General features: G+C 69.1%; 20 protein-coding genes. 2 read left to right on the top strand and 18 right to left on the bottom strand.

All coding sequences use genetic code 11. The features are described 5' to 3' along the window. Positions 1-331: 331 nt before the first annotated feature. Positions 332-1,408, top strand: coding sequence for an alpha/beta hydrolase (locus JR065_RS20610; protein WP_241093817.1), 1,077 nt, complete (start codon positions 332-334; stop codon positions 1,406-1,408). Between the two features lie 288 nt (positions 1,409-1,696). Further along, positions 1,697-3,370 (top strand): carboxylesterase/lipase family protein, encoded by a 1,674-nt coding sequence (locus JR065_RS20615; RefSeq protein ID WP_241093814.1) that lies wholly within the window; start codon positions 1,697-1,699, stop codon positions 3,368-3,370. A gap of 49 nt (positions 3,371-3,419) precedes the next feature. Here JR065_RS20615 and JR065_RS20620 read toward each other — a convergent pair whose 3' ends face one another. From JR065_RS20620 to JR065_RS20705, 18 genes are all read right to left on the bottom strand, one after another. Continuing rightward, positions 3,420-4,601, bottom strand: a complete 1,182-nt coding sequence (locus JR065_RS20620; protein WP_206236359.1) for a diguanylate cyclase domain-containing protein — start codon at positions 4,599-4,601, stop codon at positions 3,420-3,422. 180 nt (positions 4,602-4,781) lie between these two features. Then, positions 4,782-5,486 (bottom strand): penicillin-insensitive murein endopeptidase, encoded by a 705-nt coding sequence (locus JR065_RS20625; protein ID WP_206236360.1) that lies wholly within the window; start codon positions 5,484-5,486, stop codon positions 4,782-4,784. A 217-nt stretch (positions 5,487-5,703) separates the two neighbouring features. Next, positions 5,704-7,110 carry an FAD/NAD(P)-binding protein gene (locus tag JR065_RS20630; protein ID WP_206236361.1) on the bottom strand — a complete coding sequence of 469 codons (1,407 nt, stop codon included), beginning with the start codon at positions 7,108-7,110 and terminating at the stop codon, positions 5,704-5,706. A gap of 318 nt (positions 7,111-7,428) precedes the next feature. Next, complete coding sequence (gene glgB / locus JR065_RS20635; RefSeq protein ID WP_206236362.1) at positions 7,429-9,624, bottom strand: 1,4-alpha-glucan branching protein GlgB; 2,196 nt, start codon at positions 9,622-9,624, stop codon at positions 7,429-7,431. A 1-nt stretch (position 9,625) separates the two neighbouring features. Further along, positions 9,626-12,976, bottom strand: coding sequence for a maltose alpha-D-glucosyltransferase (gene treS, locus JR065_RS20640; protein WP_206236363.1), 3,351 nt, complete (start codon positions 12,974-12,976; stop codon positions 9,626-9,628). Further along, positions 12,973-16,098, bottom strand: a complete 3,126-nt coding sequence (locus JR065_RS20645) for a maltotransferase domain-containing protein (RefSeq protein WP_206236364.1) — start codon at positions 16,096-16,098, stop codon at positions 12,973-12,975. The genes treS and JR065_RS20645 overlap by 4 nt, the downstream gene beginning before the upstream one ends. Positions 16,099-16,504: 406 nt before the next feature. Then, positions 16,505-16,918: a hypothetical protein gene (locus tag JR065_RS20650; protein WP_206236365.1), complete on the bottom strand. Its 414-nt coding sequence runs from the start codon at positions 16,916-16,918 to the stop codon at positions 16,505-16,507. 93 nt (positions 16,919-17,011) lie between these two features. Beyond that, on the bottom strand, positions 17,012-18,217 hold the full coding sequence (locus JR065_RS20655) for a PAAR domain-containing protein (protein WP_206236366.1): 1,206 nt from the start codon (positions 18,215-18,217) through the stop codon (positions 17,012-17,014). Positions 18,218-18,453: 236 nt separating this feature from the next. Beyond that, positions 18,454-19,404, bottom strand: a complete 951-nt coding sequence (locus JR065_RS20660) for a DUF1028 domain-containing protein (RefSeq protein WP_241093815.1) — start codon at positions 19,402-19,404, stop codon at positions 18,454-18,456. A gap of 84 nt (positions 19,405-19,488) precedes the next feature. Next, entirely contained in the window at positions 19,489-19,950 is a 462-nt protein-coding gene (locus JR065_RS20665) for a DUF4265 domain-containing protein (RefSeq protein WP_206236368.1), read from the bottom strand. A 193-nt stretch (positions 19,951-20,143) separates the two neighbouring features. Continuing rightward, a complete protein-coding gene (locus tag JR065_RS20670) occupies positions 20,144-20,593 on the bottom strand; it encodes a hypothetical protein (RefSeq protein WP_206236369.1) in 450 nt (149 codons plus the stop codon). 408 nt (positions 20,594-21,001) lie between these two features. Beyond that, positions 21,002-23,161 (bottom strand): TonB-dependent siderophore receptor, encoded by a 2,160-nt coding sequence (locus tag JR065_RS20675; protein WP_206236370.1) that lies wholly within the window; start codon positions 23,159-23,161, stop codon positions 21,002-21,004. Between the two features lie 624 nt (positions 23,162-23,785). Next, on the bottom strand, positions 23,786-24,169 hold the full coding sequence (locus JR065_RS20680; protein WP_206236371.1) for a hypothetical protein: 384 nt from the start codon (positions 24,167-24,169) through the stop codon (positions 23,786-23,788). Between the two features lie 128 nt (positions 24,170-24,297). Further along, positions 24,298-24,693, bottom strand: coding sequence for a hypothetical protein (locus JR065_RS20685; protein ID WP_206236372.1), 396 nt, complete (start codon positions 24,691-24,693; stop codon positions 24,298-24,300). A gap of 84 nt (positions 24,694-24,777) precedes the next feature. After that, a complete protein-coding gene (locus JR065_RS20690; RefSeq protein ID WP_206236373.1) occupies positions 24,778-25,170 on the bottom strand; it encodes a hypothetical protein in 393 nt (130 codons plus the stop codon). A gap of 77 nt (positions 25,171-25,247) precedes the next feature. Beyond that, positions 25,248-25,667 carry a hypothetical protein gene (locus JR065_RS20695; protein WP_206236374.1) on the bottom strand — a complete coding sequence of 140 codons (420 nt, stop codon included), beginning with the start codon at positions 25,665-25,667 and terminating at the stop codon, positions 25,248-25,250. Between the two features lie 439 nt (positions 25,668-26,106). Next, positions 26,107-26,367: a hypothetical protein gene (locus tag JR065_RS20700; protein WP_206236375.1), complete on the bottom strand. Its 261-nt coding sequence runs from the start codon at positions 26,365-26,367 to the stop codon at positions 26,107-26,109. Between the two features lie 190 nt (positions 26,368-26,557). Next, on the bottom strand, positions 26,558-26,896 hold a 339-nt coding region (locus tag JR065_RS20705; protein WP_241093816.1), incomplete at its 5' end, for a SymE family type I addiction module toxin.

Below are 26,896 nucleotides of genomic sequence, written 5' to 3' on the forward strand. Positions count from 1 at the left end.
GCTCATAACCCGTACTCCCTCCACCACCGCGTGGACCTGCCTGGGCGGCGGGGCGGATTGTCTTGCTGGTGCCGTTGCCCGTTGCCCGGATACTTGCGAACGGTCGCCGCAATCGCCGCCCAGGCAGGTCCACGCGGTGGTGGAGGGAGTACGGGTTATGAGCCGCATCCAGGGAAATTCGCGCGGGCAGGCAGCGCTCGCCGCTGCAACGACGGCGCGCATGCGTGCCGGGTCTGCAGGTCCTGCCCGCGCTGTGGCCGTGCCTAGGCCGGCAGCCGGCCGGCAGGCGGGCCAATGCTTGCGCTTGTGGTTGCGCGCCGGCGTGGGGGCGATGCTGGCGCTGGCCGCCGGCACGCGCCGGCATGCCGTGCACGGCGTCTTGCTGGCGATGGCGCTGGCCGGCGGCGGTCCGGCGACCGCGGCCGAGCGCCCGGGCGCCGAGACCGCCGCCGAGCGGGCCGCGCGGGTGCCGCTGTGGCCGGGCGACGCGCCCGGGCCCGCGGCGGCAGGTCGCGAACGCATCGTCGAGCGCAGCGACGATGCGGCGCGCCCGGATCGCATCATCACCGACGTGCGCCAGCCCTATCTCGTGGTGTACCGGCCGCCGCGCCCCAGCGGCAGCGCGCTGCTGGTCGCCCCCGGCGGCGGCTATGCGCGCATCGTGCTGGACAAGGAAGGCACCGCGCTGGTGCCGGCATTCGCCGAGCAGGCCGGGGTCACCTTGTTCGTGCTGCGCTACCGGCTGCCGGGCGCCGACCGGGCCGACGCCGCCACCGCGGCGGTGCGCGACCAGCCGCTGGCCGACGCGCAGCGCGCGCTGCGCCTGATCCGTGCGCGCGCCGCCGAGTTCGGCGTGGACCCGAAGCGGATCGGCGCGCTGGGGTTCTCCGCCGGCGGCCATGTCGCCGCCAGCCTCGGCACCCGCTACGACGAGCGCGTGAATCCGCCGCGCGACGCGATCGACCGGCTCAGCGCGCGCCCGGACTTCCTGCTGCTGGTCTACCCGGTGATCGACATGGGCGCCGGCACCGCGGCACACACCGGATCGCGGCTGCGGCTGCTCGGCCGCCATCCCGATGCTGCCACGATGGACGCCTATTCGCTGCAGAACCGCGTGCATGCGGCGATGCCGCCGACCTTCCTGCTGCACGCGCAGGACGACACCGTGGTGCCGGTGGAGAACAGCCTGCTGTTCTACCAGGCGCTGCGCCGCGCCGGGGTGCCGTCGGAGCTGCACCTGTTCGCCCGCGGCGGGCACGGCTTCGGCACCCGCGGCACCGCCGGGCTGCCGGTGGCGGCATGGCCGACGCTGGCGCTGGACTGGATGCGCGCGCTGCAGCGCGACCTCGCCGCGGCCGCGCCGATCGCCGCGCCTGCCGCGGCGGCGCCAGCGCCGGCGAGGCCGTAGGCGGATGCGTCAGCGCCGGTGCGGGCCCGCGGTGGTGGCAATGGCCGCGGGCATCGCGGGCACCCAAGTGGGATTTCTGCGCCGCCTACGCGTGCCACCACAAGCGCAGGCCTTCGCGGCAGCCGGCATCGACCGCATGCGACACCGGCCTTGCGCGGCGTACGTGCGGCAGCATGCCGCCGTCCCGGTACGCATGCCTGCTTTCCGCTTTCGCCAGGCATCTGACGCCTGCGCTTTTCCCTATCGCCGACACCGCCGCCCAAGATCGTTGCCACGGAATCCGCAGTCATGACCCAAGCCCCTGACGTCCCGCCCGCCACCGCCACCGCCAACGACGCCGGTTCCGCGCCGGCGACACCCGGCCGGCGCCAGTTCCTACAGGCCGGCGCGCTGGGCGCGCTGGCGCTGGCGGCGCCGCTGCCGTCGGTAGCCGGCGCGGCAACGCGCGCGCCCGCCGCAGGCGCGGCCGACGCACCGCTGGCGCGCACCCGTGGCGGCCGCGTGCGCGGCTACCGCGATCAGGGCGTGCAGGTGTTCAAGGGCGTTCCCTACGGCGCCGACACCGCCGCGCGCCGCTTCCAGCCGGCGCTGCCGGAAACCCCATGGCGCGGCGTGCGCGACTGCACCGCCTACGCCGCGTCGGCGCCGCAGCTCAAGCAGGCCGACGCCAGCGAGGACTGCCTGTTCCTCAACGTGTGGACGCCGGCGCTGCGCGACGGCGGCAAGCGCCCGGTGCTGTTCTACATCCACGGCGGCGCCTACAACAACGGCTCCGGCAGCGACCCGCTGTACGACGGCGTGCGCCTGTGCCAGCGCGGCGACGTGGTGGTGGTCAGCGTCAACCACCGGCTCAACGCCTTCGGCTACCTGTACCTGGCCCAGCTCGGCGGCGCCGCGTTCGCGTCTTCCGGCAACGTGGGCCAGCTCGACCTGGTGCAGGCGCTCCAGTGGGTGCGCCAGCATGCGGCCGAGTTCGGCGGCGATGCCGGCAACGTGACCGTGTTCGGCCAGTCCGGCGGCGGTGCCAAGATCGCCACGCTGATGGCGATGCCGGCCGCGCAGGGCCTGTTCCACCGCGCCTGGACGATGAGCGGCCAGCAGGTCACCGCCGCCGGCCCGCGCGCGGCCACGCAGCGCGCGCAGCTGCTGCTGCAGGCGCTGCAGCTGGACGCGGCGCAACTGCCAGCACTGCGCACGCTGCCGATGCAGCGCCTGCTCGAGGCCACCCGCACCCGCGATCCGTCGCGGGTGGAGAACACGTCGCTGTACCTGGGCCCGGTGCTGGATGCGCAGGTGCTGCACCGGCACCCGTTCTGGCCCGACGCGCCGCCGCAGTCGGCGCGCATCCCGATGGTGATCGGCAACACCCACGACGAGACCCGCGCCTTCCTCGGCAACGACCCGGCCAACTTCGCCCTGACCTGGGACACGCTGCCGGCCAGGCTGGAACAGGAGCAGTACGTGGACCTGCTGCCGCAGGTGGTGATCGCCGAGTACCGCCGGCTATACCCGCACTACACGCCGTCGGAGGTGTTCTTCGCCGCGACCACCGCCGGCCGCTCGTGGCGCGGCGCGATCGAGGAGGCCGAGGCGCGCGCGCGGCAGGGCGCGCCGACCTGGGCCTACCAGTTGGACTGGGGTTCGCCGCTGGACGGCGGCAAGTTCGGCGCGTTCCATGGCCTGGACATCCCGCTGTTGTTCGACAACGTCCGCCAGCCCGGTTCGCGCACCGGCGCCGGCGCCGACGCGCAGCGCGTGGCCGACGCGATGAGCGAGGCGCTGCTCGCCTTCGCCCGCCATGGCGACCCCAACCATCGCGGCATCCCGGCGTGGGCGCCGTACTCGCTGGCGCGGCGCGAGACGCTGCTGTTCGACCGCGACACCCGGCTGGCGCTGGATCCGCGCGGCGGCGAGCGCCGGCTGTACCAGCAGGCGCCGTTCGTGCAGCGCGGCACGCTCTGACGCTGGCCGCCGCCGAGATCGCGACGCACCGCAACCGCGCGCCGCGTCGCTACCAGCCGGTGTCCTCGGCCAGCACCACGCGGTTGCCGCCTTGCTCGCGCGCTTGCTGCAGCAGTTCTTCGGCGCGCCGCATCAACGTCGCCGCGCCGTCGCCCGGCGGGTTCAGCAGCGCGCCGACGCTGATGCTCAGGTGCGCGGCGACCGGCGAGGCCGCATGTTCGATGCTCATCATCTCGACCATATCGCGCAGCGCCGGCGCGGTCTGGCGCAGGTGCGCGCCGCCGGCGTCGTACAGCACCAGCGCGAAACGGTCCGGCGCGATGCGCATCGCCACGTCCATCGGCCGCAGCAGGCACTGCATGACCTCGGCCACGTCCATCACCGCGCGGTCGGCCTCGCGCCGGCCGTAGCGCTGCGCGAACGCCGGGAACGCGTCCAGTTCGACCAGCAGCAGCGCCAGGCCGCGCTGCAGGCGTCGCGCCTGGGTCAGCGCCACCGCGAGGTGCTCGTCGAAACGGCGGCGGTCGCCGAGCCCGGTGAGGCCATCGCGCAGCGCCTCGTCGTCGCGCACTCGGCGCTGCAGGAAGCCCTCGCGGCGCGAGTGTTCGCGCAGGTAGCCGCCGGCCGCGCCGATCGGCACCGCCACCCACAGCAGCCATTGCAGGCGCAGGTGCGCGGCCTGCGCGGCGCCGTCCAGCAGCCAGTGCCCGGCCGCGGCGCTGACCGCGCACAGCGCCAGCGCCACCGCCACGCTCTGCCACAGCGCCAGTCCCAGCGGGAAGAAGCCGGCGATGATCACCAGCGCCATCACCGCCGCGGCGTAGTGCAGTTCCTGCGGCGGATAGCCGATGCTCGACAGCACCAGCCCGGTGCCGCCGACCAGCAGCAGCAGGGCCGCGCGCCCGGGGCCGTGGCTGCGCGCGCGGTGGATCGACACGGCCACCAGCACCAGCGCCAGCACCGTGGCGATGCGCGCCAGCACCGCGTAGCGCGAGGTCCCGGCGCCGTTCCAGCCGAAATAGAAGGCGTCCAGCGCCAGCAGCGCCAACCCGATCAGCACGCCGAGCGACGCCGCCACGCGTTGCGCGAAGCCCAGCGTGGACGCGGTCTGGATCCGGTAGGCCCGCTCCAGCGGCGCGGCGAAGCGCAGCCGGGCGAACCCGGTCCGCAACTGGCTGGCGTAGGCGTCGCCGGACGGATCGTCGGGCGGCCCTTCGTGGCGCTGGTGCATGCAATCCCCTGTAGACGCAGCGTGGAACCGAAACGCGGCAGCGGTCACACATTGCATCCGCACCGCGCGGAACAGCCACGTCGAGGCCGTGCCGGCTTCCGGCGACATGAGAAATCACCCGCGCGCCATTGTCCACCTTTCGCGCCACCGCGGTCGCACCCTGTCTGCCCAGCGACGCCGCTAGCGCGTCCGCTTCGCCGCGGCGAGCGGCTGGCAGGCGATCGCGAAGTCGACATGGTAGTGCTCGTCGTGGCGCACCCACGGCGTGCCCGGCAGGAAACGCAACTGCCGGCGCAGTGCCGGCCCGCGCGGCGTCGCGAACAGGCGCGGCAGCCACGCGCGGTCGAAGATCACCAGGGCGATGCCGGCGTCGTGCGCGCTCGCCGCGCGCTGCAGCTGGTACAGATGCTCGGCCAGCGCGGGGAAATCGACGCGGTAGTCGCCGTAGCGCGCATCGGCATCGAACTCGATGTCGTAGCCGTAGCGGTTGGACGCCGTGGACGGCAGCGTCCGCGAACGTCCGGCGCGGTCCAGCACCGGCACGAAGAAATCCACCGACAGGCCGTTCTGATGGGTGCGATGCGGCGCGAACGGACCGCCGGACAGCGCACCGGTCTCGCCATAGACGTAGTGGGTCTGCGGGCGTTCGCGCTGCAGCGCGGCGTAGGCATCGGCGACGATCGCCGCGACCGTGGCATGCACGTGGGTGCGGCCGGCGGCGACCGCCTCCCGGCTGTAGGCGCTGAAGTTGGACCCGGCCAGCGGCAACCGCACCGAGCCGTCGATGCGTCCGTTGCCGACGCTGCCGTAGCAGCGGCTGGCGGCGGCCGCCGGAAACGCGGTCGCCGCCAGCCACAGCGCGGCCAGCGCAATCCTGTAATGCATGCCTGGTCCCCTGGGCGTTCGGCGTGGCGCGCACTATGCCCGAATGCCGGAGCGGACGGGCCGCGCGGATCTCGCCGCACTGTCGCACGCGCAGGCGGTGCGATGCCGGACACGCGCAATGCGGACACGCGCATGCCACGTCGGGCACGCGACGACCGTGCCGGGCATCGCGCCACCATCGAAAACCGCCCGCAACGGCGCGCAGGCGCGCCCGCCGCTACACCGCCCGCTTCTCGGCCGGCGGCGCGCGCGCATCGCGCCCGCCGCCGGCCTGCCCGCGGGCGTCGGCGGCCAGTTGCGCGGCCAGCTGGTGCGCCGCGCTGCGCAGTTCCGGCACCGCGGTGATTTCCCACAGCCGCCCGCGCAGCAGCGGGCCCAGGCAGTACAGGCCCGGCACCGGATGCCCGGCGCCGTCGCGCAACTGGAAGTTCGCATCGGCGACCAGGCCCAGGCCCAGCGGGTCGGGCTGCAGCAGGCCCGCATCGCGCATCGTGGCGACCAGCGGATGGCTGGTGCGGTCCACGTCGGTATCCAGCCCGGTGGCGCGGATCAGCACGTCGAATGCTTCGGTGCGCGCGCCGGCCTGCCCGCGTTCGCGGATCACCGCTTCCACCGCGGTGTCGCCGAGGCGGGCGCGCAGCAGGCGGGCGGCCTGGATCCGCAACTGCCCCTGGCGTTGCATCTGCGCCAGCGCCGCGGCGGCCTCCGGCGCCAGGCGGTGCCGCGCCGATTCCCAGTACGGGCGCAGGTGGCGAAGGAAGCGCGCACGCGAGGCGGCGTCCAGGCCCTGCCAGAACGGTTGCAGGTGCGGGCGCAGCGCGTCCACCACGCAGCGCCAGTCGTCCACCACCGTGGTCAGCTGGCGCAGGCTGCGCAGCAGGTCGGCCAGGCGATGCGTCCGCAGCGCCTGGGTCACGCTGGGCGGCAGGGTGACCGGCGCGCCCGGCGCGGCCAGGTGCGCCTGCGGCGGCAGCCCGCGCCGCGACAGCGCGGTGATCGGCCCGCGATGCCCGCGCCGGCGCAGGGTCAGCGCCACGTCGGCCATGGTCAGCCCGGTGCCCACCAGCAGCAGCCGCGCCTGCGGCGGCACCTCGTCCAGCACGCCGTCCTGCCAGGGCCAGCCGATGTAGCGCGGGTGCACCGCCAGGCGCGGCCCGATCCCGGGCAGCGCCTGCGGCGGCAGCGCGCCGATCGCCAGCACCACCACGTCGCTGGCGATGTCCTCGCCGTTGGCCAGGAAGATGCGGAAGCCGTCCGGGCCGCGTTCCACCGCGACCGCTTCCTGGCCGATGCGCTCCACGCCGACCGCCGACGCGGCCAGCGCGGTTTCCAGGTGGCGCTCGAGGTAGCGGCCGTAGGCCAGCCGCGGCAGGAACTGCAGGCGCCGCGCGGTGTCCAGCTGCAACGCATCGGCGAAGCCGCCCGGATCGGCAGGGTCCACGCCCAAGTCCTTGGCGCGCACGTTCAACAGGTGTTCCGGCCGCGCCGCGCCGTAGGCGATGCCGCGGCCGAAGGTCTCGGCCACGCCGACCAGGGCCAAGGTGGTCGGTGCCGTCGCCTGCGCCGCGAGCGCGGCCGCCAGCACGTTGCCGCAGAATCCTGCGCCGATGATCGTGATCCGCATATGCCACCTCGCGCCTGCCGAATGCAGCGTCCTTTGTGCCCGCTTCGCGCGCCGCGGATGTAAAACCGTAGTTAGCCCGGCACCCGATCGCCATGGCGATCGGGCATCAGCAGATACGGCAAGCGAATAAGCCGCGCCGACCGGCGGTGCCGGTCACGCGGCTCGTGGACGACGCGCGGTTCGTGGCGTCCGGCGTCCTCGGCCGCCAGCGCGGCGACGCCGCCTTGCGCCGCCGCGGCGAATTTGCGCTCGGCGGCGCGAGCGCTGCAGTGAGAGGACCATGCGCACAGCCTTGCGCGCGTGGTCCCACGCGCGGCGTCAGTCCTGCGCCGCCAGCACCAGCACGCCCAGCGGCGGCAGCACCAGCGGCAGCGACGCCGGCTGGCCGTGCAGCGCCTGCGGCTCGGCCATCACCGCGCCGCCGTTGCCGACGTTGGAGCCGCCGTAGCACTCCGCGTCGCTGTTGAACAGCTCGCGCCACAGCCCGGCGTGCGGCACGCCGATGCGGTAGTCGCGGTACACCATCGGGGTGAAGTTGATGACCACCAGCAGCGGCGCATCGCCGGCGCCACCCTTGCGCAGATAGGCCAGCACGCTCTGCCCGGCGGCATCGCCGACCACCCAGGAAAAGCCGGACGGATCGTCGTCGTGCGCGTGCAGCGCGGCGCGCTCGGTGTACAGCCGGTTGAGGTCGCGCACCATGCGCTGGATGCCGCGATGCGCCGGCGCGTCGAGCAGGTGCCAGGGGATGCCGGCATCGTGGTTCCACTCGCTCGGCTGGCCGATCTCGCAGCCCATGAACAGCAGCTTGCGTCCCGGATGGGTGAACATGAAGCCCAGGTAGGCGCGCAGGTTGGCGAAGCGCTGCCACTCGTCGCCGGGCATGCGCCCGAGCAGCGAGCCCTTGCCGTGCACCACTTCGTCGTGCGAGATCGGCAGCACGAAGCGCTCCGAGTACGCGTAGACCATGCTGAAGGTCAGCTCGCCATGGTGGTAGCGGCGGTAGATCGGGTCCAGCGCGATGTAGTGCAGCGTGTCGTGCATCCAGCCCATGTTCCACTTGTAGTGGAAGCCCAGGCCGCCGTGCGCCACGTCGGCGGTGACGCCGGGCCAGGCGGTGGATTCCTCGGCGATGGTGACCGCGCCCGGCGCGTGCTCGCGCACCACCTGGTTGAGCCGGCGCAGGAACGCGATGGTCTCGTAGTTCTCGCGGCCACCGTGGATGTTGGGCACCCATTCGCCGGCATTGCGGCTGTAGTCGCGGTACAGCATCGACGCCACCGCATCCACGCGCAGCCCGTCGACGTGGTAGCGCTGCAGGAACTCCAGCGCGCTGGCGATCAGGAAGCCGGACACTTCGCGCCGGCCGTGGTTGTAGATCAGCGTGTTCCAGTCGCGGTGGAAGCCTTCGCGCGGGTCGGCGTGCTCGTACAGCGCGGTGCCGTCGAAATGCGCCAGCCCGTGCGCGTCGGTGGGGAAATGCGCCGGCACCCAGTCGACGATGACGCCGATGCCTTCGCGGTGGCAGCGGTCGACGAAGCGGGCGAAGCCGTCCGGCGCGCCGAAGCGCGCGGTCGGCGCGAACAGCCCCAGCGGCTGGTAGCCCCACGAGCCGCCGAACGGGTGCTCGGTGACCGGCAGCAGCTCCACGTGGGTGAAGCCCATGTCGGCCACGTACGGGATCAGCCGCTCGGCCAGGCCGTCCCAGTCCAGGTCCACGCCTTCCTCGCGCAGCCAGGAGCCGGCATGGATCTCGTAGATGCTCATCGGCGCGTCGCTGGCCTGGCGCCGCGCGCGCGTGGCCATCCAGCCGTCGTCGTTCCACGCATACGGCGTCGGGTCGGCGACGATCGACGCGGTGCCCGGCGCCAGTTCGGCGCGGCGCGCCACCGGATCGGCCTTGGCCGGCAGCTCCTGGCCGTGCGGCCCGCGCAGCGCGTACTTGTAGTGCGCGCCGGGCCCGACGTCGGGAACGAAGATTTCCCAGACCCCGGCCTGGTGGCGCAGCCGCATCGGATGGCGGCGCGCGTCCCAGCTGTTGAAGTCGCCGATCACCGCCACGCGCGAGGCGTTGGGCGCCCACACCGCGAAGCGGGTGCCGCGCACGCCGTCGATCTCCATCGCGTTGGCGCCCAGCGCATCGGCCAGCTGCAGGTGATGGCCCTCGGCGATCAGGTACAGGTCGAAGTCGCTCAGCAGCGGCCCGAACGCGTACGGGTCGGCGGTTTCCTGCACGCCACCGGGCCAGTGGATGCGCAGCCGGTAGCCGCCGGCGGCCGGCAGCAGCGCGGCGAACAGGCCCGGCTCCGGGCCCGGCTCCAGTGCGATCTCGTGCCCGTCCTCGAGCACCGCGCTCACCGCGCTGGCGCCGGGCTGGTAGCTGCGCAGCAGGCGCCCGCCGTCCACCGGTTGCGCGCCGAGCAGCGCGAACGGATCGCCGTGGCGCGCTTCGACCAGGGCGCGTACCGCGCCGGCGTCCCATCGATTCATCACAGCAGTCATCGCTCCAGTCATGTCATGCATCCCCTGCATCGGCGTGCGGGTCCTGCAGGATGCGCAGCAGGCCCTGGATGGGCACCATCAGCCATGTCGGACGGTTGGCCGCTTCGTAGCGCACCTCGTAGCAGGCCTTTTCCACCAGGAACAACAAGGTCGCCGCGTCGAACGCCGCCGGCGCGATCCACGGATGCGCGCTGGCGTCGAGCACCTGGCGATACGCGCCGAGGAACGCGGCGGTGGCGCGGCGGCGGAACTGTACGAGGAATTCGTCCAGGTGCGCATCCACGCCCACGCCCGAGCGCGCGGCGGTGCCTTCCTCGCCGCGCGCGGAGACCACGCTGGCGTAGTCGAGCGAGCGCAGGAAGCCGGCCACGTCGCGCAGCGGGCTGGCCTTGACGCGGCGCTCGGCCAGCGGCTTGGCCGGCTCGCCCTCGAAGTCGATCAGCACCACATCGTCGAACGCCACCAGGATCTGGCCCAGGTGGAAGTCGCCGTGCACGCGGGTCAGCAGCGAACCGGCGAGCGCATCCGGCGCGCGCGCCAGCAGTGCGTCCAGTCGCGCGCGCTCGGCCAGCAGCCCCTCCAGCACGCCGCGCTCGGCGGCGTCCTCGCTGGCCTGCAGCCGCGCCGCGACCGTCTCCCACATCTCGTCCACCTGCCGCGCCACCGCGTCCACCACCGTTTCGGCGGTGGCCGGCTCGATCTGCTGCGGGGCGAAATCGGCATCGTCGGTGGGCCGCGACAGCGCCTCGTGCAGCTCGGCCAGGCGCTTGCCCACCACCTGGGCGAAGGCGTCGTAGCCGGCCACGCTCTCGACGCGCGCCTCGTCGTCCTGCGCGGTGGCGAACTCGTCGAAGCTGCGCGCCAGGTGGTCCAGGGTCCAGCGCCAGGCGTCGCCCTGGTTGCGCACGAAGCCCTGCAGCAGCGCGATGGTGGTGACCTTGCCCTCGGCATCGACGCGGCTGACGCTGCCCAGCAGCGGCGCGGCGTTGGCGTAGCCCATCTCGGTCAGGCGGCGGCCGATCTCGATCTCCGGGTTGACCCCGGAAGCCACGTGCCGCAGCAGCTTGAACACCGCCTTGTCGGCGACCACCAGCGAACTGTTGCTCTGCTCGGCCGACAGCCAGCGCACCTCCGGATCGTCGGCGATCTCCACCGGCGCCAGCGCCGCCGTGGCCTCGAAGCGGATCTGCCCCTGCGGCGGGGCGTCGGCGCCGTCCTGGAAATCCAGCGCCGCGTTCTGGCGCAGCGCGGCGATCACCCCGCGCACCATCGCCTTCAGCGCGAACGCGTCGGTCAGGTAGCCGACCTCGCGGCCCTGCCGCACCCGCGCCAGGGCCAGCTGCTCGGCCAGCGTGCTGGGCTGCTCGCGCTCCCAGACGATGCCCACCGGCAGCATGTAGCACTCGTGGTGGCCGTCCTCCAGCTCCACGTCCAGTTCCAGCAGGGTCATCGGTTCGTCACCCGGCAACGGCGTGCGCCGCGACACGCGCACGCGCTTGACCGGCTGGTCCTTGGCCGAGAACCAGCGCCGCGTGGACAGCCAGGTGGGCAGGATCTCGCGCTCCAGCGTCGGCAGGTGCGGCAGCAGCGCGCTGGCCTCGTCGGCGCCGCTGCGCAGCACCAGGGTGCGGTAGTCCGGCAGCGGCACCGGGCTGGGCACGTGCCAGTCGGGCATGGCGCCCTCGCTGACCAACTGGAACGCGTAGAAGCCGAACGCCGGCACCGTGAGCAGGTAGGTGAGCCGCCCGATCGGCGGGAAGCTGCCGCCGCCGATGATGTCCACCGGCACGCGGCCCTCGAACTCGCACAGGTCCAGCTCCACCGCCTGCAGCGTGTGCGACAGGTTGGCCACGCACAGCACGATCTCGTCCTGGTGGCAGCGCAGGTAGGCGAGCATGCGGCGGTTGCCCGGGTACAGGAAGCGCAGCGAACCGCGGCCGAAGGCGTGGTAGCGCTTGCGCACGCTGAGCACGCGCCGGTTCCAGGTCAGCAGCGAATGCTGGTCGCGCATCTGCGCCTCGACGTTGACCGCCTGGAAGCCGTACAGCGGGTCCATGATCGGCGGCAGCACCAGCGCGGCCGGGTCGGCGCGCGAGAAGCCGCCGTTGCGGTCGATCGACCACTGCATCGGCGTGCGCACGCCGTCGCGGTCGCCCAGGTGGATGTTGTCGCCCATGCCGATCTCGTCGCCGTAGTACAGCACCGGCGTGCCGGGCATGGTCAGCAGCAACGAGGTCATCAGTTCGATGCGGCGGCGGTCGCGCTCCAGCAGCGGCGCCAGGCGCCGGCGGATGCCCAGGTTGATGCGTGCGCGGCGGTCCGAGGCGTAGGTCTGCCACAGGTAGTCGCGCTCCGAATCGGTGACCATCTCCAGGGTCAGCTCGTCGTGGTTGCGCAGGAAGATCGCCCACTGGCAGGTTTCCGGGATCTCCGGGGTCTGCCGCATGATGTCGGTGATCGGGAAACGGTCCTCACGCGCGATGGCCATGTACATGCGCGGCATCAGCGGGAAGTGGAACGCCATGTGGCATTCGTCGGCGTTGGCGCCGAAGTACTGCTGGGTGTCCTCCGGCCACATGTTGGCCTCGGCCAGCAGCATGCGGTCGGGATATTCGGCGTCCAGCGTGGCGCGGATGCGGCGCAGGATCGCGTGGGTCTCGGGCAGGTTCTCGTTGGAGGTGCCCGAGCGCTCGATCAGGTACGGCACCGCGTCCAGGCGCAGCCCGTCCACGCCCAGGTCCAGCCAGAAGCGCATCACCTCCAGCACCGCTTCGAGCACCGCCGGGTTGTCGAAGTTCAGGTCCGGCTGGTGCGAATAGAAACGGTGCCAGAAGTACTGCCCGGCGACCGGATCCCAGGTCCAGTTGGACTTCTCGGTGTCGCAGAAGATGATGCGGGTGCCGGCGTATTCCTGGTCGGTGTCCGACCACACGTAGAAGGCGCGCTCGGGCGAGCCGGCCGGCGCGTTGCGCGCGCGCTGGAACCACCCATGCTGGTCGGAGGTGTGGTTGATCACCAGCTCGGTGACCACGCGGATGCCGCGCGCGTGCGCCTGTTCGACGAAGCGCTGGAAGTCGGCGATGCTGCCGTAGTCCGGATGCACCGCCATGTACTCGGCGATGTCGTAGCCGTCGTCGCGGCGCGGGCTGGGATAGAACGGCAGCAGCCAGATCGTGTCCACGCCCAGTTCGGCGATGTAGTCCAGCTTGGAGATCAGCCCGGGGAAGTCGCCGATGCCGTCGTCGTTGGAATCGAAGAACGACTTGACGTGCACTTGGTAGATGATCGCGTCCTTGTACCAGAGCGCGTCGGCCACGACGGCGGATGTCTCCGCCTCGGGCGTGGGGGAGCGAACCGCATTCATGCATGGTCTCCGGCGCGGATGCGCCATATCGCGAAGGGCCGCGCAGCCTCGAGGCGGATGCGCTGGAATTTTCCGTGCCAGTGGAAGCGGTGCCCGTCCCACAGGTCCTCCGCCGCCACCGCCGCGTGGTCGGGCAGGCCCAGCTCCCACAACGGGATCTCCACGTCCGCTTCCTGCGGCGCGTGCGGATCCAGGTTGACCGCCACCAGCACCATGCTGCGGCTGCGCGACAGGTAGCCGGGATCGAGGAACTTGCCGAAGTACAGCACCTGGTCGTTGTGCGCCAGGTAGAAGCGCGTGCCCAGGTGCGACTGCAGTTCCGGATGCAGGCGGCGCAGCTGGTTGAGCCGGGTGATCTCGTCGACGATGTCGCCGGGTGCGCGCTCGGGCCAGCTGCGCAGCTGGTACTTCTCCGAATCCAGGTATTCCTCCTTGCCCGGCGCCAGCGGCGTGGCCTCGCACAGCTCGAAGCCCTGGTACATGCCCCACAGCCCCGACAGCGTGGTGGCCAGCGCGGCGCGGATCAGGTGCCCGTTGCGGCCGCTGGTCTGCAGGAACAGCGGATTGATGTCCGGCGTGTTGACGAAGAAGTGCGGGCGGAAGCACTCGCGCGGCACGCCCTGGTTGAGCTCTTCCACGTAGGCCTGCAGTTCGGCCTTGTGGTTGCGCCAGGTGAAGTAGGTGTAGGACTGGGAGAAGCCGCACTTGGCCAGGCGGTACATCATCTTCCGCCGGGTGAAGGCCTCCGACAGGAACACCACGTCCGGGCGGCGCCCGCGCACGTCGGCGATCAGCCACTCCCAGAACGGGAACGGCTTGGTGTGCGGGTTGTCCACGCGGAACAGGGTCACGCCCTCGGCGACCCAGAACAGCACCGCGTCGCGCAGCGCGTTCCACAGGTCCGGTACCGCGCCGCTGGCGTAGAAGTCGACGTTGACGATGTCCTGGTACTTCTTCGGCGGGTTCTCGGCGTAGGGGATGGAGCCGTCGGCGCGCCAGGTGAACCAGTCCGGGTGGTCGCGCAGCCACGGGTGGTCGGGCGCGCACTGGATCGCGAAGTCCAGCGCCACTTCCAGGCCCTGCCCGCGCGCGGCGCGCAGCAGCCGGCGGAACCCGTCCAGCCCGCCGAGCTCGGCGTGCACCTCGGTGTGGCCGCCATCGGGCGCGCCGATCGCGTAGGGGCTGCCCGGCTCGCCTTCGGCCGCGTTGACCGCGTTGTTGCGGCCCTTGCGGTTCTTGTGCCCGATCGGGTGGATCGGCGGCATGTACAGCACGTCGAAGCCCATCGCGCGGATGTGCGGCAGCCGGCCGACGACGTCGTCGAAGGTGCCGTGGCGCTGCGGGTCCGGGCTCTGCGAGCGCGGGAACAGTTCGTACCAGCTGGCGAAATGCGCCGCGCGGCGCTCGGACTCGATGCGGAAGGCCACCGGGTACTCGGTCCGGAACGGCTTGTCGTCGGCCAGCGCCATCGCCTGCGCGGTGTCCGGCTCCAGCACCACGGCCAGCCGCTGCAGCGGGTCGGCATGCTCATTGATGCGCGCCAGCAGCGCCTGCAGGCGCTCGCCCAGCGCGCCCTGGCTGCGCGCCTGCGCGCGCTCGACCAGCGCCACGGCTTCCTGCACGTCCACCGGCAGCACGCTGTCGGCGGCGCGCTTCTTTTCCAGGTCCGCGTGCAGCGTGGCGAACACGTCGCGCCAGGCCTCGATGCGGAACTCATAGGTGCCGATGCGCTCCAGCGGGAACTCGGCGCGCCAGCGGTCGTTGCCCAGCGCGCGCATCGGCGCGCTGGACCAGTCGCGGGCGTCGGCCGCGCGCCACAGCACCGCCACCGCGATGCGGTCGTGGCCGTCGCAGAACGCGTCGGCCTCCACGCAGATGCGGTCGCCGACCGTGCGCTTGACCGGAAAGCGGCCGTTGTCCACCGCCGGGGTCACCGATTCGATGCACACCCGCGGCCAGGTGGCCGCGGCCACCGCGCGCGGGCGCATCCGCGGCACGGTGAGCACGTGGCGCGCCGGCACGCCGCGGTAGACGCGCACCTCGCCCGGGTCCAGCGCTTCCAGCGTGGTGCCGGACAGCACCTGCCCGTCCTCGCCGATCAGCGCCTCGGCATCGCCGAGCAGGCGCAGCAGGTCGGTCGCCGGCACCGGCGCCACGTGGTCGGCATTGCTGTTGATCAGCGCCAGCGACGCGGTCCCGGCCACCGGCTCGATCGCCAGCGCGGTCAGCCCGGTGGCCTCGCGCAGCAGCGGCCGCATGCGCACGCCGACCTCGGCCTGGCCGGGATCGGCGGCGGCGGCGGTCTCGCGCACGCTGCGCGGCACCGCATCCAGCTGCCGCTCCTCGACCAGCCAGGCGTTGCCCAGCGCCAGCGCCAACGTCCAGTGCCCGGGCCGCGGCGGCGCGGCGCCTTCGTCGGCGTCGACCACCGCGACCACGCGCTGCGCCAGCGAGCGCAGCGCCGCGTCCTCGTCGAAGAACCAGCCGGCCTGGCCGTCCCACCACGCCAGCGACGAGAACGCCGCGTCGAAACCGGCGCCGGCCAGTTCGTGCAGGCCCTCGCGGCCCACGCCCGGGGTCCACGCCGCGAACAACGTGCCCGGCGCCTCGGCATGCACCCGCGCGATCAGCTCGCGCCAGCGCTGCGCCGGCACCTGCTGCGGCTGCAGGATGCGGAAGCCGGCCACGCCCAGCGCGGCCCATTCCAGCAGGCGCGCGCCCCACCATTGCACCAGCGCCGCGCCTTCCTGCGCGTAGACGAAGCGCGCCTGGGCCACGTCGGCGGTGGCGCGCGGCGTGCGTGGGTCGGGCACCGTCGAGCTACGCGCGCGGAACCAGTGCGGGTTGTCCTGCGCCACCCGGCTGGCGCCGCCGATCTCGTCCAGGCGCACGTCGATCAGCAGCTTCAGCCCCGCCTGCTGCGCGGCCTGCACCCGCTCGCGCAGGCGCTGCGCCTGTTCGTCGTCGCCGCTGGGCGGCTCCAGCAGGCGGTGCTCGCTGTCGCGCGCGAACGGCGGCGCGATCAAGGCGTAGTCGCAGCCGGCCTCGCGCGCCGCGGCGCAGCGCGCCTGCAGCCCATCCAGTTCGCTGACGCCGTCCTCGTGCAACAGGCAGATCCGCATGGCGCTCACTCCTGCCCTGCCGCGGCGCGCGGCGCGTGGCGCAAGCCGTGGCGGCGCGCGGGGCGCGGCGCGGCGCGGCCATGCAGGCCCCTGTCCTGCCCCGTGTCCCGGCTACGGGGATGCAGGAGCGTTCCTACCCTGACTGCACTCATACGCGACTCCGCAACGATGCCTGAGGCGGCTACCTAAGCATCAAGCTTGCGAATACCGCGTGTCGGCGGCATTGACGCCGCGCCAACATCCCGGGCGCTACGCGCGGGGCGCGCGTGCGCGGCGCGCGCCTAACCTTTTTATTACAGATCCCGAGCCGAGCGGGCGGCGAGGATGAACGGCGAGGTTGCCGCTCGCTCAAATCGGCAGCGTCAAAGCACGCTGGATCTGCCGTGCAACCGGGCCATCTCGCCGATTACTGGCCAGCCGGCAGGCCACACTGATCCCAGGCCCACCGCTTTCGACGCTTGTCCCACAGGACCTGGTGCGGAACCGGCTTCCCCGAGGCGTCGATCATGCAAAAGTTGCCCTCGTACCACCGCCGGCTCAATTTTCCGTCGCGCTCCACGGCGGCTGTCATCACGACGTTGTAGGGTCGTCCGGATGCGAGCAGTGGGGCATCCGGAAAGGCAATCCGGTCGTAGGCGATGCATTCGTCGGCGGGCAGCAGCTTTCCAGGAAGGTCGCCACGCGGGTAGACGTGCTTCCATAGTTCTACCGCTCGTCCTTCTTTCCGCTCGTAGATGGTCAAGGCACTGATGACCGAGGATGCGTTGTTTTCCACTTCTTTGGAAAAGCTGAAGCAGGGCGATCCATCCACAGAAGACACCACGGCATCTTGATGTTGGGGCGGAGGTGAGCAGGATCCGATTGAAGGTAGAAGCAAAAGAAATGCGAGGCTAGCCCAGTTCATCGTCTTGGCCTACTTCTTGGTGTTGGGGAGGTTGCGTTTGTTGGCTGGATCAGCGAAGAAATCCACCAATAGAGATTGGAGTGCCGGAAGCACATTGGCGGGAGCGATCGAAGTGGCGATCGTGGACTCTTCTGGAGCTCCTCTAAATGCAGAAACAAAGTAGTCGGCCAAAATATTCCCCTGTTTTTCCATATTGTAATCGCAGAGCTTCTTCCCAACTTCCGGAACATAATCATAGCTCATGCCAGGGCGCGGCCCACGCACCAGAATTACCGAATAGCCAAGTTGATGCTGCCAGACATGGGTCATCTCGTGTAGGAACCAATGTTGCTGTGCGATGCTTTCTTTGGAGTAGTCTTCCTTGTAATGGCTTCCAGGAAAGTACATTTCCCCATTGGGAGTTACCGCCGTGTTCTTATCTTGAAATCCAAAGAACAGCCACCACCCGTGATTGTGTATCTTGACTTTTGAGTAATCTATAGAGTCGTTGAACACCAGTCTCGCGATCTCAACTTCACCCTGGGTCAAACCACGCTCATGCCCTTCGGCCTTTACATCAACGATAGATGTCCCTAGATCTTCATTGTTTGTAATCACTCCATCTATCTGGAATTCATGCGTATCCGGCTCACTCTGCGCTTGGAGGGAGCAGCACGCTTCTGCGTCGCCAGCTTTCAATGCGGCTCTTGTAATCTTTGCGGGAGTTGATGTCTCAATGCGACCAGTTTCCCCGGCTTGATTAGTGGTTCCTTCCAGGCTGGTGCCATTGTCTAGTTGCAGCCTGTAGTGCGCTCCTGACAGAGGCTTTCCGGAAACGCTGAGAAAACGCAAGCCCTCGTCGTATTGCGAGGAATCGCCGGGAAGATTCTTAGGTTTACCAGAAGTTCCCGCTAGTCCTGACGAAAGCGTGCCGCCACTGGCTTCGCTGCTGGGAGAGCCGCGGCCAGGCCCTTGCTCCACAAAAGCACTGCCTTGTTGAGCTGAGATTAACTTGCATCCACAAGCACAACTGTCTCCTTGTCGAGCGACTGGCTGGCCATCAATCACGATCGTAGGGTCACCAGTAGCAATCACTGTCATGCCGTGTCGTGCACATACGGCTTTATCGCCGATGCGAGCAACTGACCTGCCATCAACATCGGTAAATGGCGATCCTGAGACTACCGAGCCTCCACCGTCGAGCGCATCGCCCACCACTACGAAAAGCCTGGCCATTTTGGTCCTTCCTTGTAGTTAAACGTCCGTGGAATTAAATACTTCTTAGACTATGGCAATTTCGGCGTAGCGCACCACTACGAGTGCACAATTTGAGGCGATGTCTACGCAACTCACACTCATTGGATATGAGTTCGCTCGTGGCGCAATGTATAAGCGCTGAACTGTGTTAGCCACTACGCGCACGTCCAACCTGACCTCGTTTGAGACGCTGAGTAGCTCGTTACTGCTAGCCATCACTTTTCATCACCTAACGCACCAGCCCAGGACTTGAAGAGCGCGTTCTCCCGCAGCGGCCGATAGATCGGATCCTGCAGTTCGATCCGCGCCCAGGTCGGGTTCTCGGCGGCGAAAACGCCGAGCTGGCCGAGCGCCGCTTCGGGCTCGCCGAGCTTCATCGACAGCCGGGCGGCGCGGCGCCAGATGCGGTCCCATTGCCAGCCCAGGTGCAGCGCCTCGGCAAGCGCCGTCTTGGCCTCGGCGGGCTTTCCGCGATTGGCCAGGCGCTCGGCCTTGAGCATCGCCTGGTGCGCGTAGTAGCGGTCCACCAACCGGCGCAGGTCCGGGACCGGGGACGCCGACGCATCGACCCGAAGGTCGATATCCTCCCACCCGCCTCCGGGCGTCCTGACCAGCAGGGCCGCCGACAACCGTCCGGTGGTCTGGCCGCCCGCCTGCTCGCCGGCGTCCAGGCCGGCCATCAGGCAGTTGGCCAACGTCCCGCGGCATGCAAGGAAGGCCGCTTCCATCGCGGCCAGTACGCGCTCGGAGGCCAGGCCGTTGCCCTGGACCGCGTAGCCGGTGCCATGCCGCGCGCCCGCCCATGGCGAGGCCGCCGCCTCTTCGCCCGTGTAGGCCGCCGAAGCGCCCGCGGCAGCGACGATGCCGACCTGGCGTGCGGCGATCGTGGTGCCGTCGAAGTTCCCGTCCTTGGCCAGCAACTCGGCCATGACGTCCGCAGGCGGCAACCCGGAGGCGAGCAGCTCGAGCCCTCGCGGGCCGTAGGCGGGATTGGTTTCGTACTGGGTCGCCAGGGCGCCGACCCCGGCCTTGGCATAGATCACGCTCGCGCCGACCGCCAGGTTGTTGGTGGCGACCGCCACGCCGCACGACCCGTCCGCGGCGCAGGCCGCTAGCGAGAACGTCGCGTTCGACTTGAACGGAAATGCGAGGCATACCAGGGCCATGGCCCATCTGGCACCAACGTTCATTGCAGCATCTCCGGGGGGCAGGTCTGAGTGGCTAGATGCAACAGATCGCTCTAGCGGCTTCTAGGTCTCGTTCGGGTACAGCGATTCGTACGTCGGATCTGCGTGCTCCCACTGCGCGGCATGGCGGGCGAGGTGCGCGCGAACCATCTGCAGATCCACGTCGGGCGGGATATTGATCGACATGTAGCCAGGATTGGCGCCTTCATAGTCGCAGCCGAGCGCGACCAGACCTTGAAGCACCTGATCCGACGCGTTGCCCGGCGAAACCGGCGGATCAAAGATGAGCCGTACCGTGCGGTTGCCAGACTTCGCGACGACCGACTGGAACGTGGGCAGGCCTTCTTGCGGATCGAGCGGCGCAAGGACGGTGTCCTGCCAAGAGACGCCGTATGCATAGAAAGGCGAGTTGTCCAGCTTGTAGAGATCGTCTCCCAGCGAGATCGCCCAAAGCGTTTCGACCATGGCGCCGCCCTCGCCGTCCGGGACGCGAAACAGGACTTTGGCTGCCGGCTCGTTGCCCATGCGTATACCCCCAACGTCAAGTCGAACTGCGGCGGCATGCGGATGCCGAGCACGCGGCGGCGACGGAAACCGAATCAGAATATACCTGCAAGGCGCCGAGCATGGAGAAGCGGCCGAGTGTTCTCCAAAACTACTGCGCCGCTTGCCATAACGCTGACGCCTTTCTGGGGAGTTCGCGCCATCGATCCAACGCTCAGGACGCTTCGCGCGGCAGCCGGACGAAATCCATGTTGAGCTGGGCCGTGCTCACGAAGAGGCTGTAGCCGGCGTACGCGTCGTGCCGGCGGTCGGGCTCCGGGACGAGCGCCGCTTCCGGCGGCTCGGCATCCAGCGTTTCGGCATAGATGCCGATGGGCTCGGGGTCGGAAGAGGCGTCCAACCTCGCCCTGATCTTGGTACCGGCAGGCAGCACCGCCTGCTCGCCACCGGTGACCGGCGCATGCCAATGCGTCATGCAGGTGACCTCGACATCCCGCAGCGCCTGGTAGATGTCGCCCGCCACGGGGAAGCGCGCCCCGGCCTTCTTCAGCAGGTCCCGTTCGTACGCCCGCGCCCACTCCAGTTCCTGCCCGGAATGCGGAGCGCCGTCGTTGACCAGATCTTCTATGGTCCTTGACCAGCCGTCGGGATAGTCGTGCCTCATTGTTCGCTTGGTTCTCTTGGATCGCTTGATGCGCCAGATCCCGCTGCTGCAGAGTCGTGCCATCGGACAGGAAAGACGCGCATCTGCGGTAGCCGAAGGAATCAGTAGCCACGCGAGCTGATGCAGCCGGCTTGTTCGACTCAGCTGGGCTTGCCTTCCGGCCCACGGGTGCCACTACGGTGCCTACCAGCTTGTTTATCCACCTGATGGAGATGCCAAGCTTGGTGCGAGCCGTCTCCGAGCCCACAGCGTGGGCGTCCCGCTGCGCTGCTGGAGGAACGACCAGGGGTTCATGCGAGTCTAACGCCCTGAGTCAAGCCGACCCGCGAAGCGGGTTCGACGAATCGGGGGCAGTGCACTTCTAGGCGCCCAACGTGGACAGAAGTGCACTCTGACCCAGACACACGCTCACCATTCGATGCGCAGATCCAGAGAGCCGTTGATTTCCTCGCCCATGGTGTTGAGGTTCCAATACTTGCGGTTGAACAGGTTGTTGATGTTCCCGGTCACCACCGCGGCACGCCCCCCGAGCGTCATGGCGTACTGGAAGCCGGCGTTCGCCACGGTGCGGCCGGGGATCAGGATGCGGTTCTGGTCTTCGTAGTAGGCATCGCCGGAGTAACGGACGTTGCCGTGCAGGCTCAGGCCGTTCACGGCCGCGGGGCGGTACTCGGCGTTGGCCAGCAGCTGGCGGCGCGGGGCGCCGGCGGGACGATTGCCCTGCAGCGCCGCGTTGCCCGGGGAAAGATCCTCCAGGCTCGCGTCCAGCCACAGGCCGCCCAGGCCCAGGTCGAGGCGGTCGGTGACCGCCAGGCTGCCGCTGAGCTCCAGCCCCCGGTACAAGGTCATGCCGTCCTGGGTCAGATAGCGCAGGCCGTCGCGCAGCTGATCGATCTGCGCCGCGCGCTCCACCCGGAACACCGCGGCGGTCAGGCCGGCTTTCCCCGTCTGGTACTTGGCGCCGACTTCGTATTGCTTGCTGGTCGTCGGATCGAGGATCTCGCCGGCGTTGGCGTACGCGGGCGTGGCATCGGTGCCGACCCGCGTTCCCGGCTCCAACGACTCCACATAGCTGCCGTAGAGCGAAAGCGCGTCCACGGGCTTGTAGATCAGCGCCACCGTAGGCGTCACCACGGAGGTGGTATAGCGGCTGTCCACGTCAGGGTCGCCGTCCAGGTCGCGCTGTTCGTAGTCCACGTGGCGTGCGCCGAGGATGGCTTGCCACCGTTCGCCAAAATGCAGCGTGTCGCTGACGAACAGCGCCTTCTGCCGCAGGTCCGCACTGACCGGCGCCATACGGTAGTCCGGCGTATGCGCCGACAGGAAGCGCTGGCGCTGGTAGAGGTTGCCGTCGAAATCATGGCTGTAGTAGAACTCATTGCTCCACTGGTCCCAGGTGCGCTGCTGGGATGCCCCGAACACCAGCTCGTGCTCGATGGGGCCGGTGGTGAGGTTGCCGGTGACGACGAGCTGGACAACGCTGCTGCGCAGCACGGCCGCGAAGTCGTAGACGTATCCCGCGTAGTCGCCGGCTTCGTTCAGCAGGTTGGCGAACATCTTGTCCGATTCGTGTTCCCTGCGGCTCTTGCCCACCGTCAGGTCCGCATTCCACGTGTCGTTGATGCGCCATTTCAGGCCGGTCGTGGCGTGCAGCGTGCGGGAGGTGTACGACGAGTTGCCCACCCTGAAGTTCTGGTACGCATAGGTGGGGTCGGGCAGGCGGTCGCCCTGGTACGCGCTCCAATAGAAATACAACGGCTCGTGCTTGAGCGTGTTGTCTTCGTGGACGAGTTCCGCGTGCCAGGTCAGCCGCTCGCCGATCGCGTGGTCGACCGCCAGGGACACCATCTTCCGGTCGATGCCGGCGCCGTTGTAGGCATCGCCGTTCTCGACGGCGGCGTTGAGCCGATAGCCCAGGGACTGCGGACCGTTCAGCCGCCCACCCGCATCGACCTGCGCGGAGAACACGCTGTCGTTGCGATAGCCCACCGTGGTCGCCAGCAGCGGCGCATCGGTGGGGCGCTTGGTCCGGTAGCTGATGATGCCGCCCGGCGATCCGAACCCGTACATGAAGCCGCCCAGGCCCTTCAGCGCCTGCACCGACTCCACGGCCTCCAGCGGGAACTGCCCGCCCCATTCCATCAGCATCGGCACGCCATCGACGTAATGGTTCTGCACCCCGATGCCGCGGATCTGCGTGCCCCACCAGTTGGTGCTCGCCGACGGCTCGGCGGCGAACACCGCCGGATCGTTGATGAAGACCTGTCCCAGCGTGGTGGCCTGGCGCTTGGCGATCTCTTCCTGGCCGACCACCGTCACCGAGAACGGCGTGTCGAGCAGCCGTTTCGCGCCCAACGCGCCGGCGGCCGCGGTCTGATCGAGTTGGAGGCTGGGGCGTTCGCCTTGCACCAGCACCGTATTCAGTTGCTGGACGTCTGCGTCCGCGGGGCGATCGCGCGGGTCGGGGGCCTGCGCCGCCGTGTCGGGATCCGGCTGCACGGCCTCCTGCGCCTGTGCGCCGAAGGACGCGAGCAGCAGGCCCAGCGAGAGAGCGGTGCGCGGCGGCATCCGCGCGCGAGTCGAGTGCTGAATCAACAAGTGACGTCCCCTGGGGCGAAGCCCGGCATGGGCGGGCGTCGCGCCCGGCCCCGATGAGTATCCGGGGCGGGATCTTACATGAGAATGCGTCGCAATTGCGAAGATGCCTGAAACCGGGATGCCGGCCGCCCCAAGCCGCCCATGCGAGTGAATCTCCTGACAAGCCTACGATACGGAGTACAGAAGACAGCGACGGCTCAATCGAGGCGGAACTATCGAGTCGGAGGTATAGCCAAATGGCCGCGGACTGTCCTTGTAGCGGATCAGCTCTGCGCAGCACTGATCTGGAAGCTGGAAACCAACCGCCAGCCATTCGCCGAGCCCTGGCTCCGTACCCTCCAGCGGATCTCCAAAAATTCGGACCACCGTCAAGTCATCCAAAGGTAGAACGGGACTCGATAGGTGGCAAAGGCGGCCTGCTGCTCAGGAGAGCAGCCTGCAAGCTGCTTGGTGACGAGCGCCTCTAGCTCTGCAATCGTCATTCGGCTGCCAAGTCTCTAACGGACTGGATCGTCTATCAGACATGGACCTTCTCCGGTAACGTCCAAGCCGGTAATGAGTACCCCAGCCAAGTCGTGCCGGTCCGAGTAGTTGTCATGGGACAGCCGACGCGCCGCTGAAGTATCGGCGGGTTCTTGCGCTGAGCAGAGCCCACAGATTGATTGCGATCTCCAGTCCACTTCGTACGATACTGGCTGTCAGCTTGCTTGCAGGCACCACACTATCCTGGACTTGGCTGAGGATGTGGGCGTTTTGCGCGAGCACACTTCCATAGAACGCCAGCGCAGCAGCCAGCATGAGCAGGCGCCAGCGGGGCTTTCCAAGAAGCGCGAGCACGGAGGCCACCACCAGGAATCCGGCGGTGGTGGCGGCAAGAGCACCAGTGCCCACACCAATGCGCAGCGCATCGGGAACCCGGGAGGAAGTGGCGATAAAGATCACCGCCGCCAGGCTGGTGATGCCAACCAAGACGTTCATGAGTGCCGCGACCCAAAGGCGCTTTGGCCGTCTGATTCTTAGCTCAGTCACTTCTGCTCCTAGTGAGGGTGACTCGCACGCCGTATCGCGGTGCCAGCTTGGAGGAATTGCGAAATGCCAGGCCCACGCTATGCCAGCAACTGCTTGAGCGACGGCACCGGGAGAAAGGGCATGTACTCGTGCCAGCCGAGGAACAGCGAGAAAGCAACGTGAATCGCCGGCGACGAGAGGAGCGCCAGGACAAGGTATTGCGCCAATTCCCGGCCGTTGAAGCCAAAGGTCGCTGGGGGCACTAGAAGCGTGGCCAGGGCGGGAACCGTATAGTAGATCCACCACGGCAGGCCCGCATTGTTGCCGTACTTCGCGAAGGCCATGCCACCCACCACTACCACCGCAGCGACACCGGCAATTGCAGCGGCGCGCGGTTGGATCGTACGGCGGCGGGTGACAAATCGCAGCAGCGCCACAAAGACGACCAGCGAGACGGCAACGAAGATCGCGAATCGCGCTACATCAGAGTCCATGATGCTCCCCATGACGCCTCTTATCCGTGTCGAGTCGCGCGGCGGCGCAGCCTCGGCGCGCATGCGTACCAAGCCCGGGATCGGTCATGGTGAAACCACCTCAATGGTGTAGACCTCATAGAACGGGGAGCTCGGGGGTGCAGGATATTTGCGGCCTACCATCTGTTTGGAAAAGCAAGCCAGATGCGGGGTGCTGGGGTTGATCAGGTACTCCTTGATGGTGCCGGTGCCGTCGATGACCGCGACGGCGCGAAAGCTGTCGATGCCGGCTTGGCGCGCCTGGGGTGCGCAGGCTCGATAGACGTCGGGCCAAAAGCCGTTGTGGATCGGCAGCATGCGTTGCTCCCAGGCGATGCCCTGGAAGGTGGAGGTCAGGCGCCTACCTTCATCGGCCAGCTGGTGCCATCGGTCCGTAGCCGAGGCGCTGCCGCTGGAGCCTGCTAGGAGGATCAGGAACGTGAGTGCGATTGCGTGCATGTTCCGCTCGGACTGATGCCTGGGTTGATCCGCACCGCGAAGCGGTATCGGGTCGAACGGATCGTTGACTGGCCCCGCTATATCAGCCAACCGCGCGCAGTCCATTTGCGGCTGAGCAGGACCAGGCCGAGGCCAATGGCCAGCACTACCGCCTGCATGACGACCGCAACAGGGCCCGCCAAGCTCGCGCCGTCGGCGAGCACGAAGAGGGCAAGATCCTGGATGAGGATGCCAAGCAGGGACAGGACGAAGACGGGGAAAGCCCACTTCCTGCGCAAGAGCAAGCCGATGGAGCCCAGAACACCGCCGAACACCGCTATCCCGGAAGCTGCCACGGCCCAAACCGGACGAGCGGCGTAGAGCGCCTGCTGCGCCTCGGGCAGTTTGGCCAGGTCGTCTGGCGAAAGGCGCAGATCGGAAAAGAGCGCAATACAACCGAGCAGATTCCAGAGCAAGGCCAGGACGGCGACCACTGTGAACCATGCGGGCGTCTTCATTCGATTCTCCCCAAGGTTGCGCGCGAATGTCCGGTTAGCTGGCACCCAAGCCAAGCCGACCGGCGTGGTGGAGCGGACCACATGGCAAGATCTTCCTGCCCTGTGGGGCACGTACGAAGCGGGTTCGGCTTGAACGCATCGTCAGGGTATCGCCTGAATCATGCCTGCCCGCAAAGCGGATTCGGCTTGATTGAGCTGCTAGGCCAGCGATCTACCAGCAAAGCGGGCCTGGCTCGCGGACCAACAGCCCCTCCCTGCGTGTCGTGGTGCTTCCGACGCGTGATCTGCCCGATGATGCATCCCCAAGCCAAGTTTCAGCAATAGTCATTGCTGGTACAACCGACGCGCTACAACTGCACAGTGCAGGACACTGGCGCTTGAGTGAAGCCGCGCCGCGAGCCACGAGTAGCTTGCACTGCAATGGCGCGACGTATTCAGCTCAACCGGGCCTTTCTGCCGGCGCCCGTGTTCCCACTGCAGCCCCTGCCAGCCGCTGCTCGCCCACCTGATCGAGGATGCCGCGCACGGCGCGGGCCGCGTCGTAGATGGCGTCGCCAAGCGCAGGCAAGGTCTGTGCATCCAGGCGCGCGCCTGCGGCGGTAGCGATCATGTCGCCATGGGCGGCGATGGTGCGGACCAAGCGGTCGAGCGCGTCGAACTGGTCCAGGGTGATGCCGAAGGCAATTGAATCGGCGGCCATCTCAGCAGTCCTCCATGACGGGCGCGGCAGCGCTCGGGGCGGTCGCCACGGGCAGGGCACGCAGCGGGACGTGGATGAGGGACAGGTGCATACAGGGCATGGCGAAACCTCCCGGGATAGCCGTCGCATGCGGCCGCCGCTATGGCGGCTGGCCGGATGCGGGGGTTGCGACAGACGCAGGGCCGCCGATTCAGTCGGCGGTGGCCACGCTCACCACCAGTTCGCCGTGGCGCACGCGCACGTGCACCTTCTGGCCGATGGCAAAGCCCAGCTCTTCCAGCCAGCGGCCGGACAGGCGCACCGCAGGCACGGCCGCGCCGTGGGTGCCCGGGCCGCCGCCGATGGTGCATTGCTGCGGCGGGCGCGGGCGGCGCGGGGCGCGCTGCTGGCGGGCAAGATCGGCGGCGTTGGCGGCGGCGACCTGTTCGGGCGTCAGCATGGGGCTGAGCGTGGGCTCCACGATGCGCCAGTTCGGGCAGTGCGAGTGACGCGATGCACGCTTGCGCGCGGTGGCGGGGCGGGATGACGG

This window comes from Xanthomonas sp. (assembly GCF_017163755.1).
In the GTDB taxonomy this organism is placed as follows: domain Bacteria; phylum Pseudomonadota; class Gammaproteobacteria; order Xanthomonadales; family Xanthomonadaceae; genus Xanthomonas_A.

Bases quoted from the DNA above. Each gene is read 5' to 3' on its own strand.
- treS (WP_206236363.1), bottom strand. From the start codon at position 12,976: ATGAATGCGGTTCGCTCCCCCACGCCCGAGGCGGAGACATCCGCCGTC.
- JR065_RS20655 (WP_206236366.1), bottom strand. From the start codon at position 18,217: ATGGCCAGGCTTTTCGTAGTGGTGGGCGATGCGCTCGACGGTGGAGGC.
- JR065_RS20645 (WP_206236364.1), bottom strand. From the start codon at position 16,098: ATGCGGATCTGCCTGTTGCACGAGGACGGCGTCAGCGAACTGGATGGG.
- JR065_RS20610 (WP_241093817.1), top strand. From the start codon at position 332: ATGCTGGCGCTGGCCGCCGGCACGCGCCGGCATGCCGTGCACGGCGTC.
- JR065_RS20670 (WP_206236369.1), bottom strand. From the start codon at position 20,593: ATGAGGCACGACTATCCCGACGGCTGGTCAAGGACCATAGAAGATCTG.
- JR065_RS20620 (WP_206236359.1), bottom strand. From the start codon at position 4,601: ATGCACCAGCGCCACGAAGGGCCGCCCGACGATCCGTCCGGCGACGCC.
- JR065_RS20665 (WP_206236368.1), bottom strand. From the start codon at position 19,950: ATGGGCAACGAGCCGGCAGCCAAAGTCCTGTTTCGCGTCCCGGACGGC.
- JR065_RS20690 (WP_206236373.1), bottom strand. From the start codon at position 25,170: ATGCACGCAATCGCACTCACGTTCCTGATCCTCCTAGCAGGCTCCAGC.
- JR065_RS20695 (WP_206236374.1), bottom strand. From the start codon at position 25,667: ATGAAGACGCCCGCATGGTTCACAGTGGTCGCCGTCCTGGCCTTGCTC.
- glgB (WP_206236362.1), bottom strand. From the start codon at position 9,624: ATGACTGGAGCGATGACTGCTGTGATGAATCGATGGGACGCCGGCGCG.
- JR065_RS20680 (WP_206236371.1), bottom strand. From the start codon at position 24,169: ATGAACGTCTTGGTTGGCATCACCAGCCTGGCGGCGGTGATCTTTATC.
- JR065_RS20685 (WP_206236372.1), bottom strand. From the start codon at position 24,693: ATGGACTCTGATGTAGCGCGATTCGCGATCTTCGTTGCCGTCTCGCTG.
- JR065_RS20700 (WP_206236375.1), bottom strand. From the start codon at position 26,367: ATGGCCGCCGATTCAATTGCCTTCGGCATCACCCTGGACCAGTTCGAC.
- JR065_RS20660 (WP_241093815.1), bottom strand. From the start codon at position 19,404: ATGGCCCTGGTATGCCTCGCATTTCCGTTCAAGTCGAACGCGACGTTC.
- JR065_RS20625 (WP_206236360.1), bottom strand. From the start codon at position 5,486: ATGCATTACAGGATTGCGCTGGCCGCGCTGTGGCTGGCGGCGACCGCG.
- JR065_RS20630 (WP_206236361.1), bottom strand. From the start codon at position 7,110: ATGCGGATCACGATCATCGGCGCAGGATTCTGCGGCAACGTGCTGGCG.
- JR065_RS20615 (WP_241093814.1), top strand. From the start codon at position 1,697: ATGACCCAAGCCCCTGACGTCCCGCCCGCCACCGCCACCGCCAACGAC.
- JR065_RS20675 (WP_206236370.1), bottom strand. From the start codon at position 23,161: ATGCCGCCGCGCACCGCTCTCTCGCTGGGCCTGCTGCTCGCGTCCTTC.